Raw genomic sequence first — 14,571 nt, forward strand, 5'->3', positions numbered from 1 at the left:
TTAGAACTCAACACCGCAGTACTGTACTGCGGTGTATATTTATGTATGGTTAGTCCACCAGCCCTTCTTTATCAAAGAATGGGAATGGTCCTTCATAGTCTCCAATGTAGCTAACATGGCTCAACACTCCCTTGTCATCTACCTTGAATAATTGAATTGCCTTAGGTTCCATTTGAAACGCTGGGATCCCTTCTTTATCAAAGTCTAATGCGACGCTATGACTGTGCGAAGGCCCAACCCAAACTGGCACGCCCTTCCAAATGGCAGTAATAGTACGATGCAAATGCCCCGTTATAATCCCAACCACTGAATCAAACGGTGCAATAACGTCCCATAATGCCTCAGCATTGTGCAAGTTTTGTACATCCATATGGTTTATTCCAACTTCCATCGGAGGGTGATGCACAAACAAAAGTACGGGTTTGGACGTCTCCTTCAATTTCGATTGCAACCAATTTAAGCTGGTGCTAGCAATACACCCATGCGGCTTTTCTGGTATCGATGAATCCAGCCCAATCAGCAGACAATGCTCTGTTTCCAGTGAGAAGTTACACTCAACAGAATCTTCAAAATCCACCAACTCTCTTAGCCCTTCACGTAAACGAATCTTGTGATCGTGATTGCCAGGAATAACGCGGACTGGCGCATTCAACTGGCTTAGCTCGCGCAGAACAATGGCGTATTCTTCATCTAAGCCAAAATCGCCTAAGTCGCCTGTAATAACAACCAAGTCGACATTCAAACGGTTGATGTGTTGGACCGCATCTTTAAGGCACTGCAATGTATCCACTTTTTGATACGCGAGTTTACCTTCCTTCTTAATATGTAAATCAGTCAACTGAGCAATCAGCATCTTTGCTCCCTAATAAAATAATGTGTTGGCTGTTTACGGACAAATTCACGACCTGCCCCAATTCAAAGTTTTGGCGATCAAAACAGTCAACCGCAACCGGATTCTCTAAATCACACTCTACGGTCAGCCTCGTCCTATCACCCAAGAATGCGAGATGAGTAATGTGTCCGCTAAGAGAGTGGTCTCCTGAATCTGAAATGTACATGTCTTCCGGTCGGACCATGACCGTCATGACTTCACCCTCTTCATTATCATTCGGTTGCGATAATGGGAGGGTTTGCGCATTAGAGAGTTTAAGCGCTGCACCGTTTTTCCAGCCATCGAATCGGTTGGCCTCTCCGATAAAATCGGCCACAAACGGAGAATCGGGCTGACGATAAATTGCTTCTGGCGATCCAATCTGTGCAATCTCACCATGATCAAGAACAGCGATACGATCGCCAATCACCATGGCTTCTTCCTGATCGTGCGTAACATAAACGGCGGTAATGCCTAATTTTTTTAGCAGCACTTGAATATCATCTCGAAGACGTTTGCGTAAAAGAGCATCCAATGCAGAAAGTGGCTCATCAAGCAGTAACACCGCAGGCTCTACGATAATGGCTCTTGCTAAAGCCACACGCTGCTTTTGCCCGCCAGATAGTTGCGATATGTCTCTCTGAGAATAGGGTTCTAGATCAAACATAACCAGCATCTCTTGCAGCTTTTTCTTTCGTACTTCCTCTGATACACCTCGGATTTTTAAGCCATATTCAATATTTTGAGAGACGTTCATATTGGGAAAAAGGGCATACGATTGAAATACCATTCCAACGTTGCGCTTTTCAATTGGTAGTGGCGTTACGTCTTGTTCTCCAAACGAAATGGAACCGCCACTGTCACACTGCTCCAAGCCTGCGATCATTCTTAGCGTGGTGGTTTTTCCACACCCAGAAGGTCCTAGCAAAACAAGGATTTCTCCTGGGGCGATATCTAGGCTTGTCTCCTTCAGCGCCACTGAACCATTGGGAAATGTCTTTTTAACATTATTGAGGGTAATACCCTGTATTTGATGTGCTTGACTCACTTACATTGCTCCTTTATTTGAATTTCGTTTTATCAGCTGAGTCGCCACTAACAGTGGAAGCAACAAAAGCAAAAATATAAGCGTATAGGCTGATCCGATTTCAAGCCGCATCGAGGCATAGGCATCAGCAAGCCCAACTGGCAGTGTTTTCGTTAATGGTGTGTGCAGCATCCAAGTAAGGTTAAATTCCCCTATGGATAACGTTAGTGTCATTAATGTACCGCTCACAATACCGGTAATGCAGTTAGGGACGATAATATCGACAAATCGTCGCCAAAAACCCGCGCCCAAACTTGCTGCACCTTCTTCTAACACTTTGAAGTTAATGCTGTTCAGCGCTGCAAGAATCGCATTCACCATAAATGGAAGCGTAAACACCACATGCCCAACTAAGATGAAAGCCCAACTGGATCTAAAGGTAGAAAAGTGTCCATAAGTGGTGATCAATCCGATGGATATTGCCAATCCAGGAACGGCGATGGGTAACGTAATCAGCTCTTGCAGCATTTCTGTCAGCCGGCTTCGCTGCGCCGCCAAATAATACGCAAGCGGCACCCCTACCACTAAGTTCACGACCACCGCAGCTAAGGCAATAAATAACGTTAACCACAGCGTTTGCGAGTACAGTTCCCAAACTTCAATAACCCAACGAAACGTAAGCCCGCTTTTTACGCCCACAAAGTAATTATTTGTTAGCCCAGCAAGAACCGACATAGCAACCGGAATGACCAAAAACGCACAAACTAAAATGGTGAATAAAAGAGGAATATAAAAGGTGTAATCACGCTTCATTTTTACGCTCCCATATTGATCGATGCCATGCCATATCGCTTGGCGATACTCAGGCAAATCCAAGTGACACCACCGAGCACAATGCTTAATGCTGCGGCCATGGGTAAATTGGCACTTAACGTAAACTCGGTATAAATCGTCATTGGAATTACATTAAGATCGGTCGCTAGAGCAAAAGCAGTACCAAATGCTCCCATTGATGTTGCAAAACACAGAGAGCCGGAAGAGATCAAACCCGGAACTAACGCAGGTAACGTGACATCTTTAAATGTTCTCAAAGGGCTAGCTCCTAGAGAACGAGCCGCCTCCATTAAGCTGTAGTCCAACTTTTCAGCCGCCACCATGACCGTTAAAACGACTCTTGGAATGGAAAAGTAAAGATAACCGATAAACAATCCAGCAATGGAGTACGCAAACGTCCAGCGCTCTCCAACCAGCAATAGCCCTAACTCGGCCGAAGCACCTTGTCTTCCCGCCAACATGATGACAAAAAAGCCGATAACAACACCTGGGAACGCCAGTGGAAAGCTGATCATTGCAATCAACCACCGCTTCCCAAAGAAGTCATAACGAGTTAAAAACAAACCACATACGATTGCGATTACCAACGTCAACAGTGTCACCGTTACGGAGAGCACAACTGTCGACCACAAGCTTTGATAATATTGTTCATTTGCAAGAATGTCGTAATAGTTCCCTGCCTCTGAAAGCAAGATAAGCTGCACGACAGGTATGAGAAAGAATGCAATGCTCACCACCAAGGCAGGCAAGATTAATATTAGGTATTTATTCATTTTAGTACTTATCTATTTGCGAATTTTATTTGCAGGAAAGTGTTTAGGGCGATGATTGATCGCCCTACTTTTCTTATTTCACTTCTTTTAAATAACGCTGTGCAAAGTTCGTTTGCGCACTCGCCATTTTTGCAAAATCCACCGCTGACGCTCGCTCATAGTCACTATCTGGAAGGAATTTCTTCTTCGTTTCGGCGTCCATTGCAGACGTTATGACAGGTCGTAAAAACGCTTCCGCCCACACTTTTTGCCCTTTGCTAGAAAGAACAAAATCTAGAATTTTCTTTCCATTTTCTGGGTTGGGGGAATTTTTCACTTGGCTCATTACATAGGGAACGACGAGCGATCCTTCTTGAGGGATAACAAATTCAATGTTGCCATGATCTTTATACTTAGCGCGGTAAGCATTAAAGTCGAAATCCAACAGAATTGGGATCTCTCCAGACAGCACGCGCGCGTAAGACGTTTGCTTAGGCACAATTGGCTTGTTCTTTTTCAACTTTGAAAAGAACTCAATCGCTGGATCAAAATTTGAAAGGTCGCCGCCCATTGCACGATTTACCGCCACCGCTCCCGCATAGCCGACAAAAGCACTGGTTGGATCAAGATACCCCACCATGCCTCGGTAATCCGAACTTAGAAGATCGGCCCAAGATTTAGGGACAGGTTTCCCCTCTAGTGCATCCACATTGACGAAAAAGCCTAACGTCCCTGAATGGATCGCAAACCATTTGCCTTCAGAATCTTTCAAGCCTTCTGGGATTTGTTCCCAGTTTTTCGGTTTATAACCAGTAACAACACCCTGCTCTGCCGCTTTAATACCAAAAGACACACCGTAATAGGCGACATCAGCCACTGGGCTATTTTTCTCAGTAATCAGTTGAGACAAGGTTTGACCTGAATTTTTGTTGTCCATAGGAATAGAAATATTCAATTCCTTTTTAATTAACTTGAGTTGCCCGCCCCAGTTTGCCCATTCAGGTGGGCAGTTATAACAAGTCGCGTCAGAGGCAAGAACAGGTTGTAGCGCTGTTGCCAACGTCACTACCGTAGTGGAGATTACGGCCAAGCCTAGCTTGGAGTATGACTTACGTAACATGGTTTTCACTCCTTGTTGATATTCATGCTTAAATAACTTTACTCTTTGATTTTCATAATCATTATGGATTCAGTTAGGCGTTACATTGGCTACTGTGCCAAGTAACTTTAGCTGATGTCCCACTTCAATCTGCCTGCAAACGCTCCTTGTTTGCCTATTGGCAACACGTTCATTTAGAAGTAGATCGACCGCTACTTCGCCCATTTTTTGGTACGGAACAGAAACTGTCGCCAATTCTGGGTGAAACAAATCACCAAACGCCATTCCATCAAACCCAACAACACTGGTTTCTTCAGGCACATTAATACCCAACTTCTTCAATGCTTTTAAGGTTCTCAATGCCAGTAAATCGTTAGTGCAAAACCATGCCGTGGTTGCCATCTCAGCGAATAAGGCTTCGACTTGGGCATCTTGATCTTGGGTCTCATAAGGCAGCTCGACATGAGCCAACGTAGAAAGATCGCATCCCAATTCCTTTAGTGCGTCTGTAAACCCCGCATAACGAGCACGACCTCGATCAGAGGCGGAAAAGTTCATGGTAACCACGCCAAATTCTCGATGCCCTTTCTCGTAAAGAGCAAAGGCCACATCACGGCTTGCTTGATAGTTGTCTACATACACACACGCTTCATCTGAGAGACTTTGGTTGTGAAGCAGGCAATAAGGAAATTCGAACTCTCTCAGCAAGGAGAGCGCTTCATTGTTTTGATGAGAGGACACCGTAAGCAGGACGCCAGCAACTCGCTGACGGAGCAAAGTAATTATGCCCTGCTTTTCAAATTCACCATTGTATTGAGTATCGATGATCAGTACTGAATAGCCGTAGAAACGCGCTTTGGACTGAATAGCGGAAGCAATTTCAGCAAAGATAGGATTATTAATGCTCGGAATCATCAAACCGATTGTAGGGTTCGTATTCAACGCCACACCAGAGAAAGTCGTGCGCGGAGAGTAGCCCGTCACCTCTATCACTTTTGCAATTCGTTCTGATGCGTTGTTCGCTACCAGCTCTGGCGCATTTAAATAACGAGAGACTGTTGCTGGCGACACATTCGCAAGTTGCGCCACATCCTTGATGTTCATACTGCTCTATATCCATTTATGCCCATGCGTTCCCTATGGATAAAGAATAGAAGTTAAACATGACAATTACATTAAAATTTATTTCATTTACGCACCATTTAGCTTCACTTTATTGAATTTTAGCGTCACATTTAGAACAATTAGCAAATGAAACCAATTTGTTTCATATGATTTTGATTAAAATATTATTTAGGTGGAATTTTGACCAATATCTCATTTCGTATTCAGGAAACGTGCGTAATAGGGACTTGAAACACTTGTTTTGACGATGTGTCTTGCAGAATTGTTCAATCAGATGGCGCCCAGAAGGCTCCAAAGCGATAGCCAAGAATGATATTGAATGGGAGTGGGTATGCGTTACATCGATTAAGACGGTATTGACGGATTAAATAAATCAAAGAGGACCAAATGGCTTTCGCCCCACGAAGAACCTAACCTAAAGGGTCGATCGGGGGGCGAAAAAGTGAGTCGAGATTTAGCGTTTTCTAAACGTTTGGCTGGGGCTTTCACCAAAACGAGCTTTGTATTCCGCACTGAACCTACCCATATGAGAAAACCCCCACCTCATCGCGACCGATGTTACGCTGGTGGCTTCACTGGTCAGTAAATCATTTCTTACATGATCCAGCCTCAAGTTTCTCAAATATTGCATTGGCGTGGTTCCAACGAAATCTTTAAACCCACTGTAGAGGCTGCGAATACTGATACCGCAAACTTGAGCGAGTAATTCGACGGAAATAGGCTCATGGGCATGCGCTTCCATATACTCTTGAGCACGCTTAATATGACGAGGACGAATAGACGTGCGTTGAGTCACTTTCTCTTCACTTTGAGAATGTTTGTGGTTTAAAAATAATGTGGTTGCGGTCAGTTGATTAAGCTGGCTAGTGATCAACTTGTTTTCTCGAAGCGAAGGATCTGAATTAGCGTAAAAATCGAGTAAATAGGAAAGCAAGCAATACCACGCTGGGCAGTCTTGCCACCTAAAACCAACGTCGAAACGGATAGGATCGTCGATATCATGCCCCAAAATTCCGATCGCAGTACGCTCCATTAATGAGCGTGATATCCGAACCATAAATTGATCGTTGTCGTAATCCCAAACCATGTCGGTTTGAACTTCAGGGTTCAACACGGAAGCCGTACTTTCTGTCGATTCAATTTTCTCAGAGCCATTGGTTACACACGCGTGACCATGAATTGGAATTTGGATGCAGTAATAATCTTTTATCGTGGGAATATGAATGGAAACGCTCGAACCATATTTTAAGCGATACAAGGAAATATCCCCCAATGGCATGTAATGCATACTGGCATCAAGGCGACCGTTGTTGTTAATAACATTAAGCTCGTGCGGTGTCATAACACGCCCGACACTCGCTTTGGCTTCATCTACGTTGCTTGAGCTAAACAACAAATGGCTTGATTCGTCTAATCTCTGGCGAAACGCACGAACACTAAAACGAGGAGACTCAGTTGCGTACTTCATCGTTGCTCTCCATCTTTTATTTGTGCCTACTCAGACAAAGCCTATATCCCGTTTTTACTCATACCGGGTGCACTATAGGCTCCTTCTTCAGAAGGCTGCTTCCATTGCATTGAGTCTTTTTTGCGTGAGCTTGGTGTTTAAACATTCGGTTTATACCCTGCAAGCTTTCTACAGTTAGTAAATGGCTTTCCTAGCCCTAACTCTCAAAGGCTACCCCGTTAATGTGAAATCAACCGTCAAACCCATCACCTCATGACCCTTAACATAATATTAACATATTACTCAATACTGACTGTGCCTGTTATCCGTATTTTGCTCAAACTATCCATATAGTGCAGTTTTTGACCTTTCCCCCATTTCACTTTTACCACGATGCCTTTTCAATTTTTGGACTTTTCTTCTCCGCCTTTACTTGTTTAGGGCGTTACTAGGTGCATATTTCATATCCGCTTTTTGCCAAGCCTATCCTAGCCGTGCAATAACCCCCATTTTCTATTTAGGCGTCGCATTGTCGCGGTTAGATCACTGGCTAATACTGAAACCACACAAGAAAGTTCAAGGATGAGCAATGAGTGAACCAAGGTCGGATGCAATCATAATTGGTAGCGGCGTAAACAGCTTAGTATGCGCTGTTTTGCTTCAATCAAAAGGCTGGACAGTCCACATCATAGAGCAATGTGAGACCGCAGGTGGGGCAGTAAAGTCTGGCGAATACACGCTTGATGGCTTTCGACACGACTGGGCAGCAATGAATCTTTCACTTTTCGCAGGCTCACCTTTTTTTCAACAATTTGGCGAACAGCTAAAAGAACACGGCTTAGAACTCGTTGAAGCACACCATTGTTTTTCGAGCGTATTTCCAGACGGTAACTGGCTAGGCATCAGCAAAGATTCAATCGAGAACGCCAAAAGAATCCGTGCCTATTCAGACAAAGACGAAGCAAGCTGGAACCACCTCACCGAGAAGTTCTCCGTACAAGCTCCATTAATTGTTCCGTTTTTACAATCCCCTTTTAAGCTCGCCCCATTAACCAAACATATTTGGCAGCTTTACCGTAAGGAAGGCATCCAAGGAATGTCTGATCTTTTGCGTTTGATGGTCAGTTCTCCACGAGAATGGCTGGATACTCATTTCGAGTCGGAACACGTAAAAGCAACGCTCGCGGCTTGGGGGATGCACCTAGATTTCGCACCAGACATTGCGGGCGGGGCTATTTTTCCTTTTCTTGAATCGTTTGCTAACCAAGCTTTTGGCATGGTGATAGGAAAAGGCGGCGCAGACTCCATTATACGTGCCATGGTGAGCTTCATTGAATCGCAAGGTGGCACACTAGAATATGGCACGCGCGCTTCAAAGATCATTACATCTCAAGGTGAAGCCATTGGGATAGAAAAAGAAGACGGGAGAGTGCTCCTTGCGAACAAAGCCGTGATCGCCAATGTATCCCCATCAGCGCTTCAGCGTTTGGTTGGCAATGAAGGTCCAAAAGAGTCATTGACGTGTTATGACACTTTTCGGCACGCGCCAGGCACTATGATGATTCATGTCGCCATAGACAAACTCCCCAATTGGACGGCGTCCCAAACTTTAAAAGAATTCGCTTATGTACACATTGCTCCGTCCATGGATCAAATGGCGCAAACCTATCAACAAGCCATGGCAGGCATACTACCCGAACATCCGGTCATTGTTGTCGGACAGCCAACCGCGATTGACCCAAGCCGTGCACCTAACGAAAAACACGCGCTGTGGATTCAGGTCCGAATGCTCCCTTCCGACGTACTTATCGATTCCATTACTGGTGAATCAGTCAAAAATTGGAAAAATCTCGCAACCCCTTATAGCCAACATGTGTTGGACATCATCGAGCAATACGCGCCGGGATTCAAAGAAAGCATTCTCTCTAAACGCGTGGTATCCCCAACCGATTTAGAAGCCGACAACCCCAATTTGGTGGGAGGCGATCAGTTGTGTGGCAGCCATCATCTCAATCAAAATTTTTGGTTTCGCCCCGCCTTTGGCAAATCCGATGGTTCGACCCCGATATCGGGTCTTTACCATACTGGTGCCGCAGTGTGGCCAGGTGCAGGCACGGGCGCAGGAGCTGGGTATTTACTTGCCCAAAAACTGACGACGTAACCAAACCGAATGGTCGTAATAAGAGTAAAGCAACACACGTGAAATAGACGCGAGCTCAGTCATTGAAAAACACTAGGAGTGTAAAATGAAAATATGGAAGTTGAGCAGTAGGATAACTGGGACACTAATGATTGTGTGCCTTGCGCTTATCCAAACATTTTCCCTGCAAGCGAAACCCATCGACGAGTTGGTTATAGCCTCGAATGTGAACTTGCCCAGCTGGGATCCTACAACAGGTCCTTCATCGGTAAACCCAACAATTCAAGGTATTTATCAATCGGTATTTGATCAGTTCATCGCGCAAAAAACGGATCTGAGCCAATCTCCTGGTTTGGTAACCAATTGGGGCTGGTTAGAGGACAAAACCAAAATTTACCTCACTATTCGAAGTGATGTGAAATGGCACGACGGGACACCATTGACACCGGAGGATGTGGTTTGGTCCCTAGAGCGAGCAGGAAACGAAAGCAGCGGTAACCCCATCCAATTTATCTGGTCTACGCTTGGCAATTTTCAAGTTGAAGGCAACACCATTATCGCGGATGTAGTTCGATTTGAGCCCACCATTTTCAAATGGATGAGTTTTCTCACTGGGTATGTCCTGCCTAAACACTACATTGAAAAAGTCGGTCAAAAAGGATTTGAAGCCAACCCAATCGGTACCGGTCCCTACATGGTGGAAAAATTCGAGCGTAACGCTTACATCCGTTTAAAAGCCAACCCAAACTATTGGGGAGGCAAGCCAGAATTTGAATACGTGACCATTAAGTTTGTCACCGATGCGTCGGCACGAGTGGCCGAAGTGGAATCTGGCAATGCTCACGTGACACTCGAAATCCCGTACGAAGAATACAACCGCTTAACACGTAAAGATCAGCTCAAAGGTGTCGCTTCCCCCGTTTCGGACATTGGGATGATTTTCTTCAATGATATTGACGCAATGAAGGATCCAAACGTTCGCAAAGCCGCGGTTCATGCAGTCAGCAAATCCGCCATAGTTGAACGACTGCTAAAGGGTTACGGCATTGCCATCGACACCTTACAAACATCCCTCTACAGCGCGTACAACAAAGAGATAAAAACGCCCTACGACCCTGAGAAAGCCATCGCTCTACTTGCTGAATCGGGCTATTCAAAATCCAACCCAGTGACGTTTACCATCCAAACCACCAAAGGGTTCAAACCTAAAGATTACGAAATCATCCAAGCGATCGTGGGGCTATGGCGCAAAGTCGGCATCAATGCAGAAATCGAAGTGTACGAAGTAGCCAAGCATTACGAATTGCGCGCCGCAGACAAACTGGCACCTGCCGCATTCTATAACTGGGGCAACTCCATTGGCGACCCAACAACCTCAACAGGATTTGCCATGTTTGGTCCTTCACCTCACTCGGTTTGGGATGGTGAAGATCTCACCGCGATGATAGGTCCGCTTTGGGGCGAGAAAGATGAAGCGAAACGGATTGAAGGCTGGAAACAAGTCGACAAGAAGATTGCAGAAGATGCGTTGGTTTTGCCACTTTTCCAATACGTCCAACCCATCGTACATGACCCCAGAGTTGCGGTAGTACCCCATGCTTCTGGTGCGTTACTTCCTCACTTAATGACGCGTAACTAAGATCGATTGATCGAATATGGAGAAGAGGCATTCGTGCCTCTAAAACCCTATGAATTTTCGAACACTACTATTAAAGCTTGGCGCGATACTCATTACCTTGTTCGGGGCCGCGATCATCGTATTTTTTGTTATACGTGTCGTGCCGGGTAACCCCATTGCGATGATGTTACCCCCTGGAGCGAGCGAAGAAGATATTGCTCGGCTTACTGCTATGTATGGGTTGGATAAGTCCATATTAGAGCAATTTGTTATTTGGATTTCAGGCGTAACAAAAGGCGATTTTGGTACCTCCATCACTACCCGCCAGCCTGTACTTGAATTGGTGCTAGGCAGGCTGCCCGCCACACTTGAACTGTCGGTTATGGCCTTGGTTTTCGCTGTTTTGCTTGGTGGTGCGTTGGCATTATCAGGTACGCTATGGCGAGGCACCAAAGTCGAATCCACCATTGATGTGACGAATGGCATCGCGCTCTCGGTGCCCGATTTCTTATGGGGTTTACTTTTAATTTTGCTCTTTGGTGTACTTTGGCCGCTATTCCATATTTCGGGACGAATTACCCCTTCAATGGATGCTGACTTCTATACCTCATTCTTGTTGCTAGAAAGCTTGGTGACATTACGTTGGGCTGAATTTTCTGACTTGCTTTCCCATATGTTTATGCCCGCACTTGCACTGGCAATTCCACTTGCCGCGATTATTGCTCAGCTCCTTAAACAATCGTTAAAAGAAACCATGCATCTCGACTACATCACTCTGGCTCGGACTCGGGGGTATAGTGAAGTTTACGTCATCGTTCGAGAAGCCTTGCCGAATGCCCTACTACCAACTTTGGCGCTTGTAGGCGTTCAGTTTACTTTCCTTATTGGTGGAACAGTGATTGTTGAACGGCTTTTTTCCTACGAAGGGCTCGGTAATCTCGCAATAGATGCGGTCATAAATCGAGATCTTCCCCTAATCCAAGGCATCGTCATTCTGTTTGCCTTGATATTCACACTGGTCAATTTTGTTGTGGATTTGACCTACTCATTACTTAACCCGAGGTTACGACATGCTTGATGGACGCAGTAAAATAAAGCAAAGAGCTGGGCTGAGGTTATGGCTATCAAGCGGTTGGTTATTGCTTTTGGTATTAGCTGCATTGCTTGCCCCTTTAATTAGCCCACATAACCCGTTAGAACAAGATTTGTTCACCTCTCAACTTCCACCAGCTTGGCTCCCAAGCGGAGAACAAGGGTATTGGTTGGGTTCTGACTCGTTAGGGCGAGACGTATTATCTAGAATCATTTATGGCACAAGAGTCTCCCTTACTATTGCTATTACAGCCGGAATTTTGACCTGTGTTATTGGGTCGCTTCTTGGGCTGATTGCCGGTTACTACCGAGGCTGGGCAGATGCCGTGATTTCACGAGCGACAGACATATGGATGTCGTTTCCACCTGTGTTATTTGCCATTTTACTGATTGCCGTCATCGGCACAGGCGTAGGCTCCGTCATTGTCGCCATAGTGGTGATTGACTGGACACGCTTTACGCGGGTGGTGAGGGCGGAAACCTTAAATCAGTGCTCGATGGATTACGTGTTATCCGCTCGCGTCGCTGCCAGGCCAAAATTTAATACGCTGATAAAAGAAATCTTACCGAACCTTCTTCCCGCCATCAGCGTGCTTTTAACCTTGGAGATGGGCATTGCTGTGATTGTGGAAGCAATACTCAGCTTCGTTAATTTGTCTTTGTCTTCCGATTTCCCAACATGGGGCGGCATGATTTCTGAAGGGCGTTCGGCTATTCATCAAACTTGGTGGGTATTGGTGTTTCCCTTGATTGTGTTGTTTCTAACAGTATTGAGCTTTAGCCAACTCGGCGAAGGTTTAAAAGAAAGGTTTGATCCGGTGCTACGATGAATACTTACTTAAAAATAGAGAGCTTGTGTGCAACCCTACCAGATACATCTCCCGTTCTTCGGAACGTCTCTTTTTCAGTAGAAGAAGGAAAAGTGCATGGTTTGGTCGGCGAAAGCGGCGCAGGGAAAAGCATGATTGGTCGCGCGATTTTCGGCACGCTTCCAAGAGCGGTGTCGATGAATCAGGGCAACATCATACTGGATGGAAAGTCGCTGCAAGATTTTACCCCAAAAGCCCGAAGACAATGGATTGGGCAAAACACTGCGCTCATCCCTCAAGATCCATTAACCGCACTCAACCCTTCAAAGCGTATTGGCAGGCAAATAACGGGGCGATTAGTCGATATTCTTGGCTGGTCAAAACGAAACGCCCAAATGAGAGCTTTAGAGTTACTTGAAGAAGTGGGTATCCCTCATCCCGATAGAGTAATGAAAAGCTATCCGCATGAATTATCTGGCGGCATGAGACAGCGTGTATTGATCGCCGCTGCCTTTGCGGCACAGCCCAAACTCATTGTTGCCGATGAACCCACGACAGCATTGGATGTGACGGTTCAAAAGCAAATTCTTCGATTGATAAAAGAGATGCAAAGCCACCACAACACCACGATTTTGTTTGTAACGCATGATCTTGGTGTAGTCGCAAAAGTATGCCAATCGCTGTCGGTACTTTACGGTGGAAAAGTCCTCGAAAATTCTTTGGTTAATGACTTCTTTGCTGAACCCACCCATCCGTACTCTAAAGCGCTGCTCGATGCGACACCAAAATACACCAGCCCAGATCAGAGCTTAAAACCCGTTCCAGAGAGCGTTATTCAGTTAACAAAACTGGAAGTAATCAAAGGCAGTAAGGAAAGCCGCCATGCCTAATAATTTGTATGAAATTAGAAACTTAAGGGTCAGTTACCCTGATATGGCAAATAAACCGTTATTTGGGTATGCCCCCCGAATCGACATCATAAAAGGCGTCAGTTTCGATGTTCGAGAAGGGGAGATTTTAGGTATTGTTGGCGGATCAGGTTCAGGAAAATCGACGCTCGGTCGCGCTATGCTACGTCTATTAGACAGCGACTCGGGCAATATTCAATACAACGGTGAAGACATCACCCACTGGCCTGAAATCGCGTTACGAACGTTGCGTCAGCAATTTCAAATGATTTTTCAAGATCCCATGTCGTCACTTAACCCGCGACACAAAGTCTCCACCATTATTGGGGGACCACTGAAATTGCATGGCTTTGAACAGGTAGAAAAGCGAGTGGAAAACGTATTAGAAATGGTTGGCCTACCCACCTCGTTCAAATTCCGATATCCCCATGAGCTTTCGGGTGGGCAAAGGCAACGAGTGGGCATTGCGCGAGCAATCGCTTTGGAACCTAAATTTGTACTCGCGGATGAGATATTGTCGGGATTGGATGTTTCCTCTCAAGCTCAGGTGCTGGCGTTGCTAGAAAGGTTACGAGAAGAGCTTAATTTCACCATGGCGTTTGTCAGCCACGATTTGTCTGTTGTGCGCCGGTTATGCGACAGGACAATGGTGTTGAAGTATGGAAAAATTATAGAGCTTGCCGACAGCGCATCCTTGTTTTCTTCGCCTCAGACGGCGTACACAAAAGAATTGCTGGATGCGATTCCTCTTCCCGAAATTAAACCAGATTGGTTGGAAAAGCGAGCTTAAAAAGGCTTTACCCAACAGAGGAAACAACGTTAGCTTGCAGAGACAAACTGCATCAAATC

Annotated in this window: 13 protein-coding genes; 6 read left to right on the forward strand and 7 right to left on the reverse strand. The window is 45.5% G+C overall.

The window, feature by feature from the left end:
• Window positions 1-49 precede the first annotated feature (49 nt).
• The 7 genes from LDO37_RS25190 to LDO37_RS25220 form a co-directional block, all read right to left on the reverse strand.
• Window positions 50-853: a phosphodiesterase gene (locus tag LDO37_RS25190; RefSeq protein WP_126608936.1), complete on the reverse strand. Its 804-nt coding sequence runs from the start codon at window positions 851-853 to the stop codon at window positions 50-52.
• Window positions 831-1,919: an ABC transporter ATP-binding protein gene (locus LDO37_RS25195; RefSeq protein WP_126608935.1), complete on the reverse strand. Its 1,089-nt coding sequence runs from the start codon at window positions 1,917-1,919 to the stop codon at window positions 831-833. Before LDO37_RS25195 ends, LDO37_RS25190 begins: the two co-directional genes overlap by 23 nt.
• Window positions 1,920-2,711, reverse strand: coding sequence for an ABC transporter permease (locus LDO37_RS25200; protein WP_101110926.1), 792 nt, complete (start codon window positions 2,709-2,711; stop codon window positions 1,920-1,922).
• Between the two features lie 2 nt (window positions 2,712-2,713).
• The gene (locus LDO37_RS25205; protein ID WP_126608934.1) at window positions 2,714-3,505 is read right to left on the reverse strand and encodes an ABC transporter permease; all 792 of its coding nucleotides are present in this window, start codon (window positions 3,503-3,505) and stop codon (window positions 2,714-2,716) included.
• Window positions 3,506-3,578: 73 nt separating this feature from the next.
• Window positions 3,579-4,604, reverse strand: coding sequence for an ABC transporter substrate-binding protein (locus tag LDO37_RS25210; RefSeq protein ID WP_101110924.1), 1,026 nt, complete (start codon window positions 4,602-4,604; stop codon window positions 3,579-3,581).
• Between the two features lie 69 nt (window positions 4,605-4,673).
• On the reverse strand, window positions 4,674-5,687 hold the full coding sequence (locus tag LDO37_RS25215; protein WP_126608933.1) for a substrate-binding domain-containing protein: 1,014 nt from the start codon (window positions 5,685-5,687) through the stop codon (window positions 4,674-4,676).
• Between the two features lie 475 nt (window positions 5,688-6,162).
• A complete protein-coding gene (locus tag LDO37_RS25220; RefSeq protein ID WP_126608932.1) occupies window positions 6,163-7,176 on the reverse strand; it encodes an AraC family transcriptional regulator in 1,014 nt (337 codons plus the stop codon).
• A 568-nt stretch (window positions 7,177-7,744) separates the two neighbouring features.
• Here LDO37_RS25220 and LDO37_RS25225 point away from each other — a divergent pair.
• The 6 genes from LDO37_RS25225 (at window position 7,745) to LDO37_RS25250 (ending at window position 14,512) form a co-directional block, all read left to right on the forward strand.
• Complete coding sequence (locus LDO37_RS25225; RefSeq protein ID WP_126608931.1) at window positions 7,745-9,316, forward strand: phytoene desaturase family protein; 1,572 nt, start codon at window positions 7,745-7,747, stop codon at window positions 9,314-9,316.
• An 85-nt stretch (window positions 9,317-9,401) separates the two neighbouring features.
• Window positions 9,402-10,934: an ABC transporter substrate-binding protein gene (locus tag LDO37_RS25230; protein ID WP_126608930.1), complete on the forward strand. Its 1,533-nt coding sequence runs from the start codon at window positions 9,402-9,404 to the stop codon at window positions 10,932-10,934.
• 49 nt (window positions 10,935-10,983) lie between these two features.
• The gene (locus tag LDO37_RS25235; RefSeq protein WP_126608929.1) at window positions 10,984-11,991 is read left to right on the forward strand and encodes an ABC transporter permease; all 1,008 of its coding nucleotides are present in this window, start codon (window positions 10,984-10,986) and stop codon (window positions 11,989-11,991) included.
• Window positions 11,984-12,835, forward strand: coding sequence for an ABC transporter permease (locus LDO37_RS25240; RefSeq protein WP_126608928.1), 852 nt, complete (start codon window positions 11,984-11,986; stop codon window positions 12,833-12,835). Before LDO37_RS25235 ends, LDO37_RS25240 begins: the two co-directional genes overlap by 8 nt.
• Complete coding sequence (locus tag LDO37_RS25245) at window positions 12,832-13,704, forward strand: ABC transporter ATP-binding protein (protein ID WP_126608927.1); 873 nt, start codon at window positions 12,832-12,834, stop codon at window positions 13,702-13,704. The genes LDO37_RS25240 and LDO37_RS25245 overlap by 4 nt, the downstream gene beginning before the upstream one ends.
• Entirely contained in the window at window positions 13,697-14,512 is an 816-nt protein-coding gene (locus LDO37_RS25250; protein WP_126608926.1) for an ABC transporter ATP-binding protein, read from the forward strand. The genes LDO37_RS25245 and LDO37_RS25250 overlap by 8 nt, the downstream gene beginning before the upstream one ends.
• Window positions 14,513-14,571 lie beyond the last annotated feature (59 nt).

Origin of the sequence: Vibrio penaeicida (assembly GCF_019977755.1) — a bacterium.
GTDB classification, from domain to species: Bacteria; Pseudomonadota; Gammaproteobacteria; order Enterobacterales; family Vibrionaceae; genus Vibrio; species Vibrio penaeicida.

What these genes read in the sequence shown, in the direction of transcription:
- LDO37_RS25190 (WP_126608936.1), bottom strand. Translation starts at nt 853, where the DNA reads ATGCTGATTGCTCAGTTGACTGATTTACATATTAAGAAGGAAGGTAAA.
- LDO37_RS25200 (WP_101110926.1), bottom strand. Translation starts at nt 2,711, where the DNA reads ATGAAGCGTGATTACACCTTTTATATTCCTCTTTTATTCACCATTTTA.
- LDO37_RS25205 (WP_126608934.1), bottom strand. Translation starts at nt 3,505, where the DNA reads ATGAATAAATACCTAATATTAATCTTGCCTGCCTTGGTGGTGAGCATT.
- LDO37_RS25210 (WP_101110924.1), bottom strand. Translation starts at nt 4,604, where the DNA reads ATGTTACGTAAGTCATACTCCAAGCTAGGCTTGGCCGTAATCTCCACT.
- LDO37_RS25215 (WP_126608933.1), bottom strand. Translation starts at nt 5,687, where the DNA reads ATGAACATCAAGGATGTGGCGCAACTTGCGAATGTGTCGCCAGCAACA.
- LDO37_RS25220 (WP_126608932.1), bottom strand. Translation starts at nt 7,176, where the DNA reads ATGAAGTACGCAACTGAGTCTCCTCGTTTTAGTGTTCGTGCGTTTCGC.
- LDO37_RS25225 (WP_126608931.1), top strand. Translation starts at nt 7,745, where the DNA reads ATGAGTGAACCAAGGTCGGATGCAATCATAATTGGTAGCGGCGTAAAC.
- LDO37_RS25230 (WP_126608930.1), top strand. Translation starts at nt 9,402, where the DNA reads ATGAAAATATGGAAGTTGAGCAGTAGGATAACTGGGACACTAATGATT.
- LDO37_RS25235 (WP_126608929.1), top strand. Translation starts at nt 10,984, where the DNA reads ATGAATTTTCGAACACTACTATTAAAGCTTGGCGCGATACTCATTACC.
- LDO37_RS25240 (WP_126608928.1), top strand. Translation starts at nt 11,984, where the DNA reads ATGCTTGATGGACGCAGTAAAATAAAGCAAAGAGCTGGGCTGAGGTTA.
- LDO37_RS25245 (WP_126608927.1), top strand. Translation starts at nt 12,832, where the DNA reads ATGAATACTTACTTAAAAATAGAGAGCTTGTGTGCAACCCTACCAGAT.
- LDO37_RS25250 (WP_126608926.1), top strand. Translation starts at nt 13,697, where the DNA reads ATGCCTAATAATTTGTATGAAATTAGAAACTTAAGGGTCAGTTACCCT.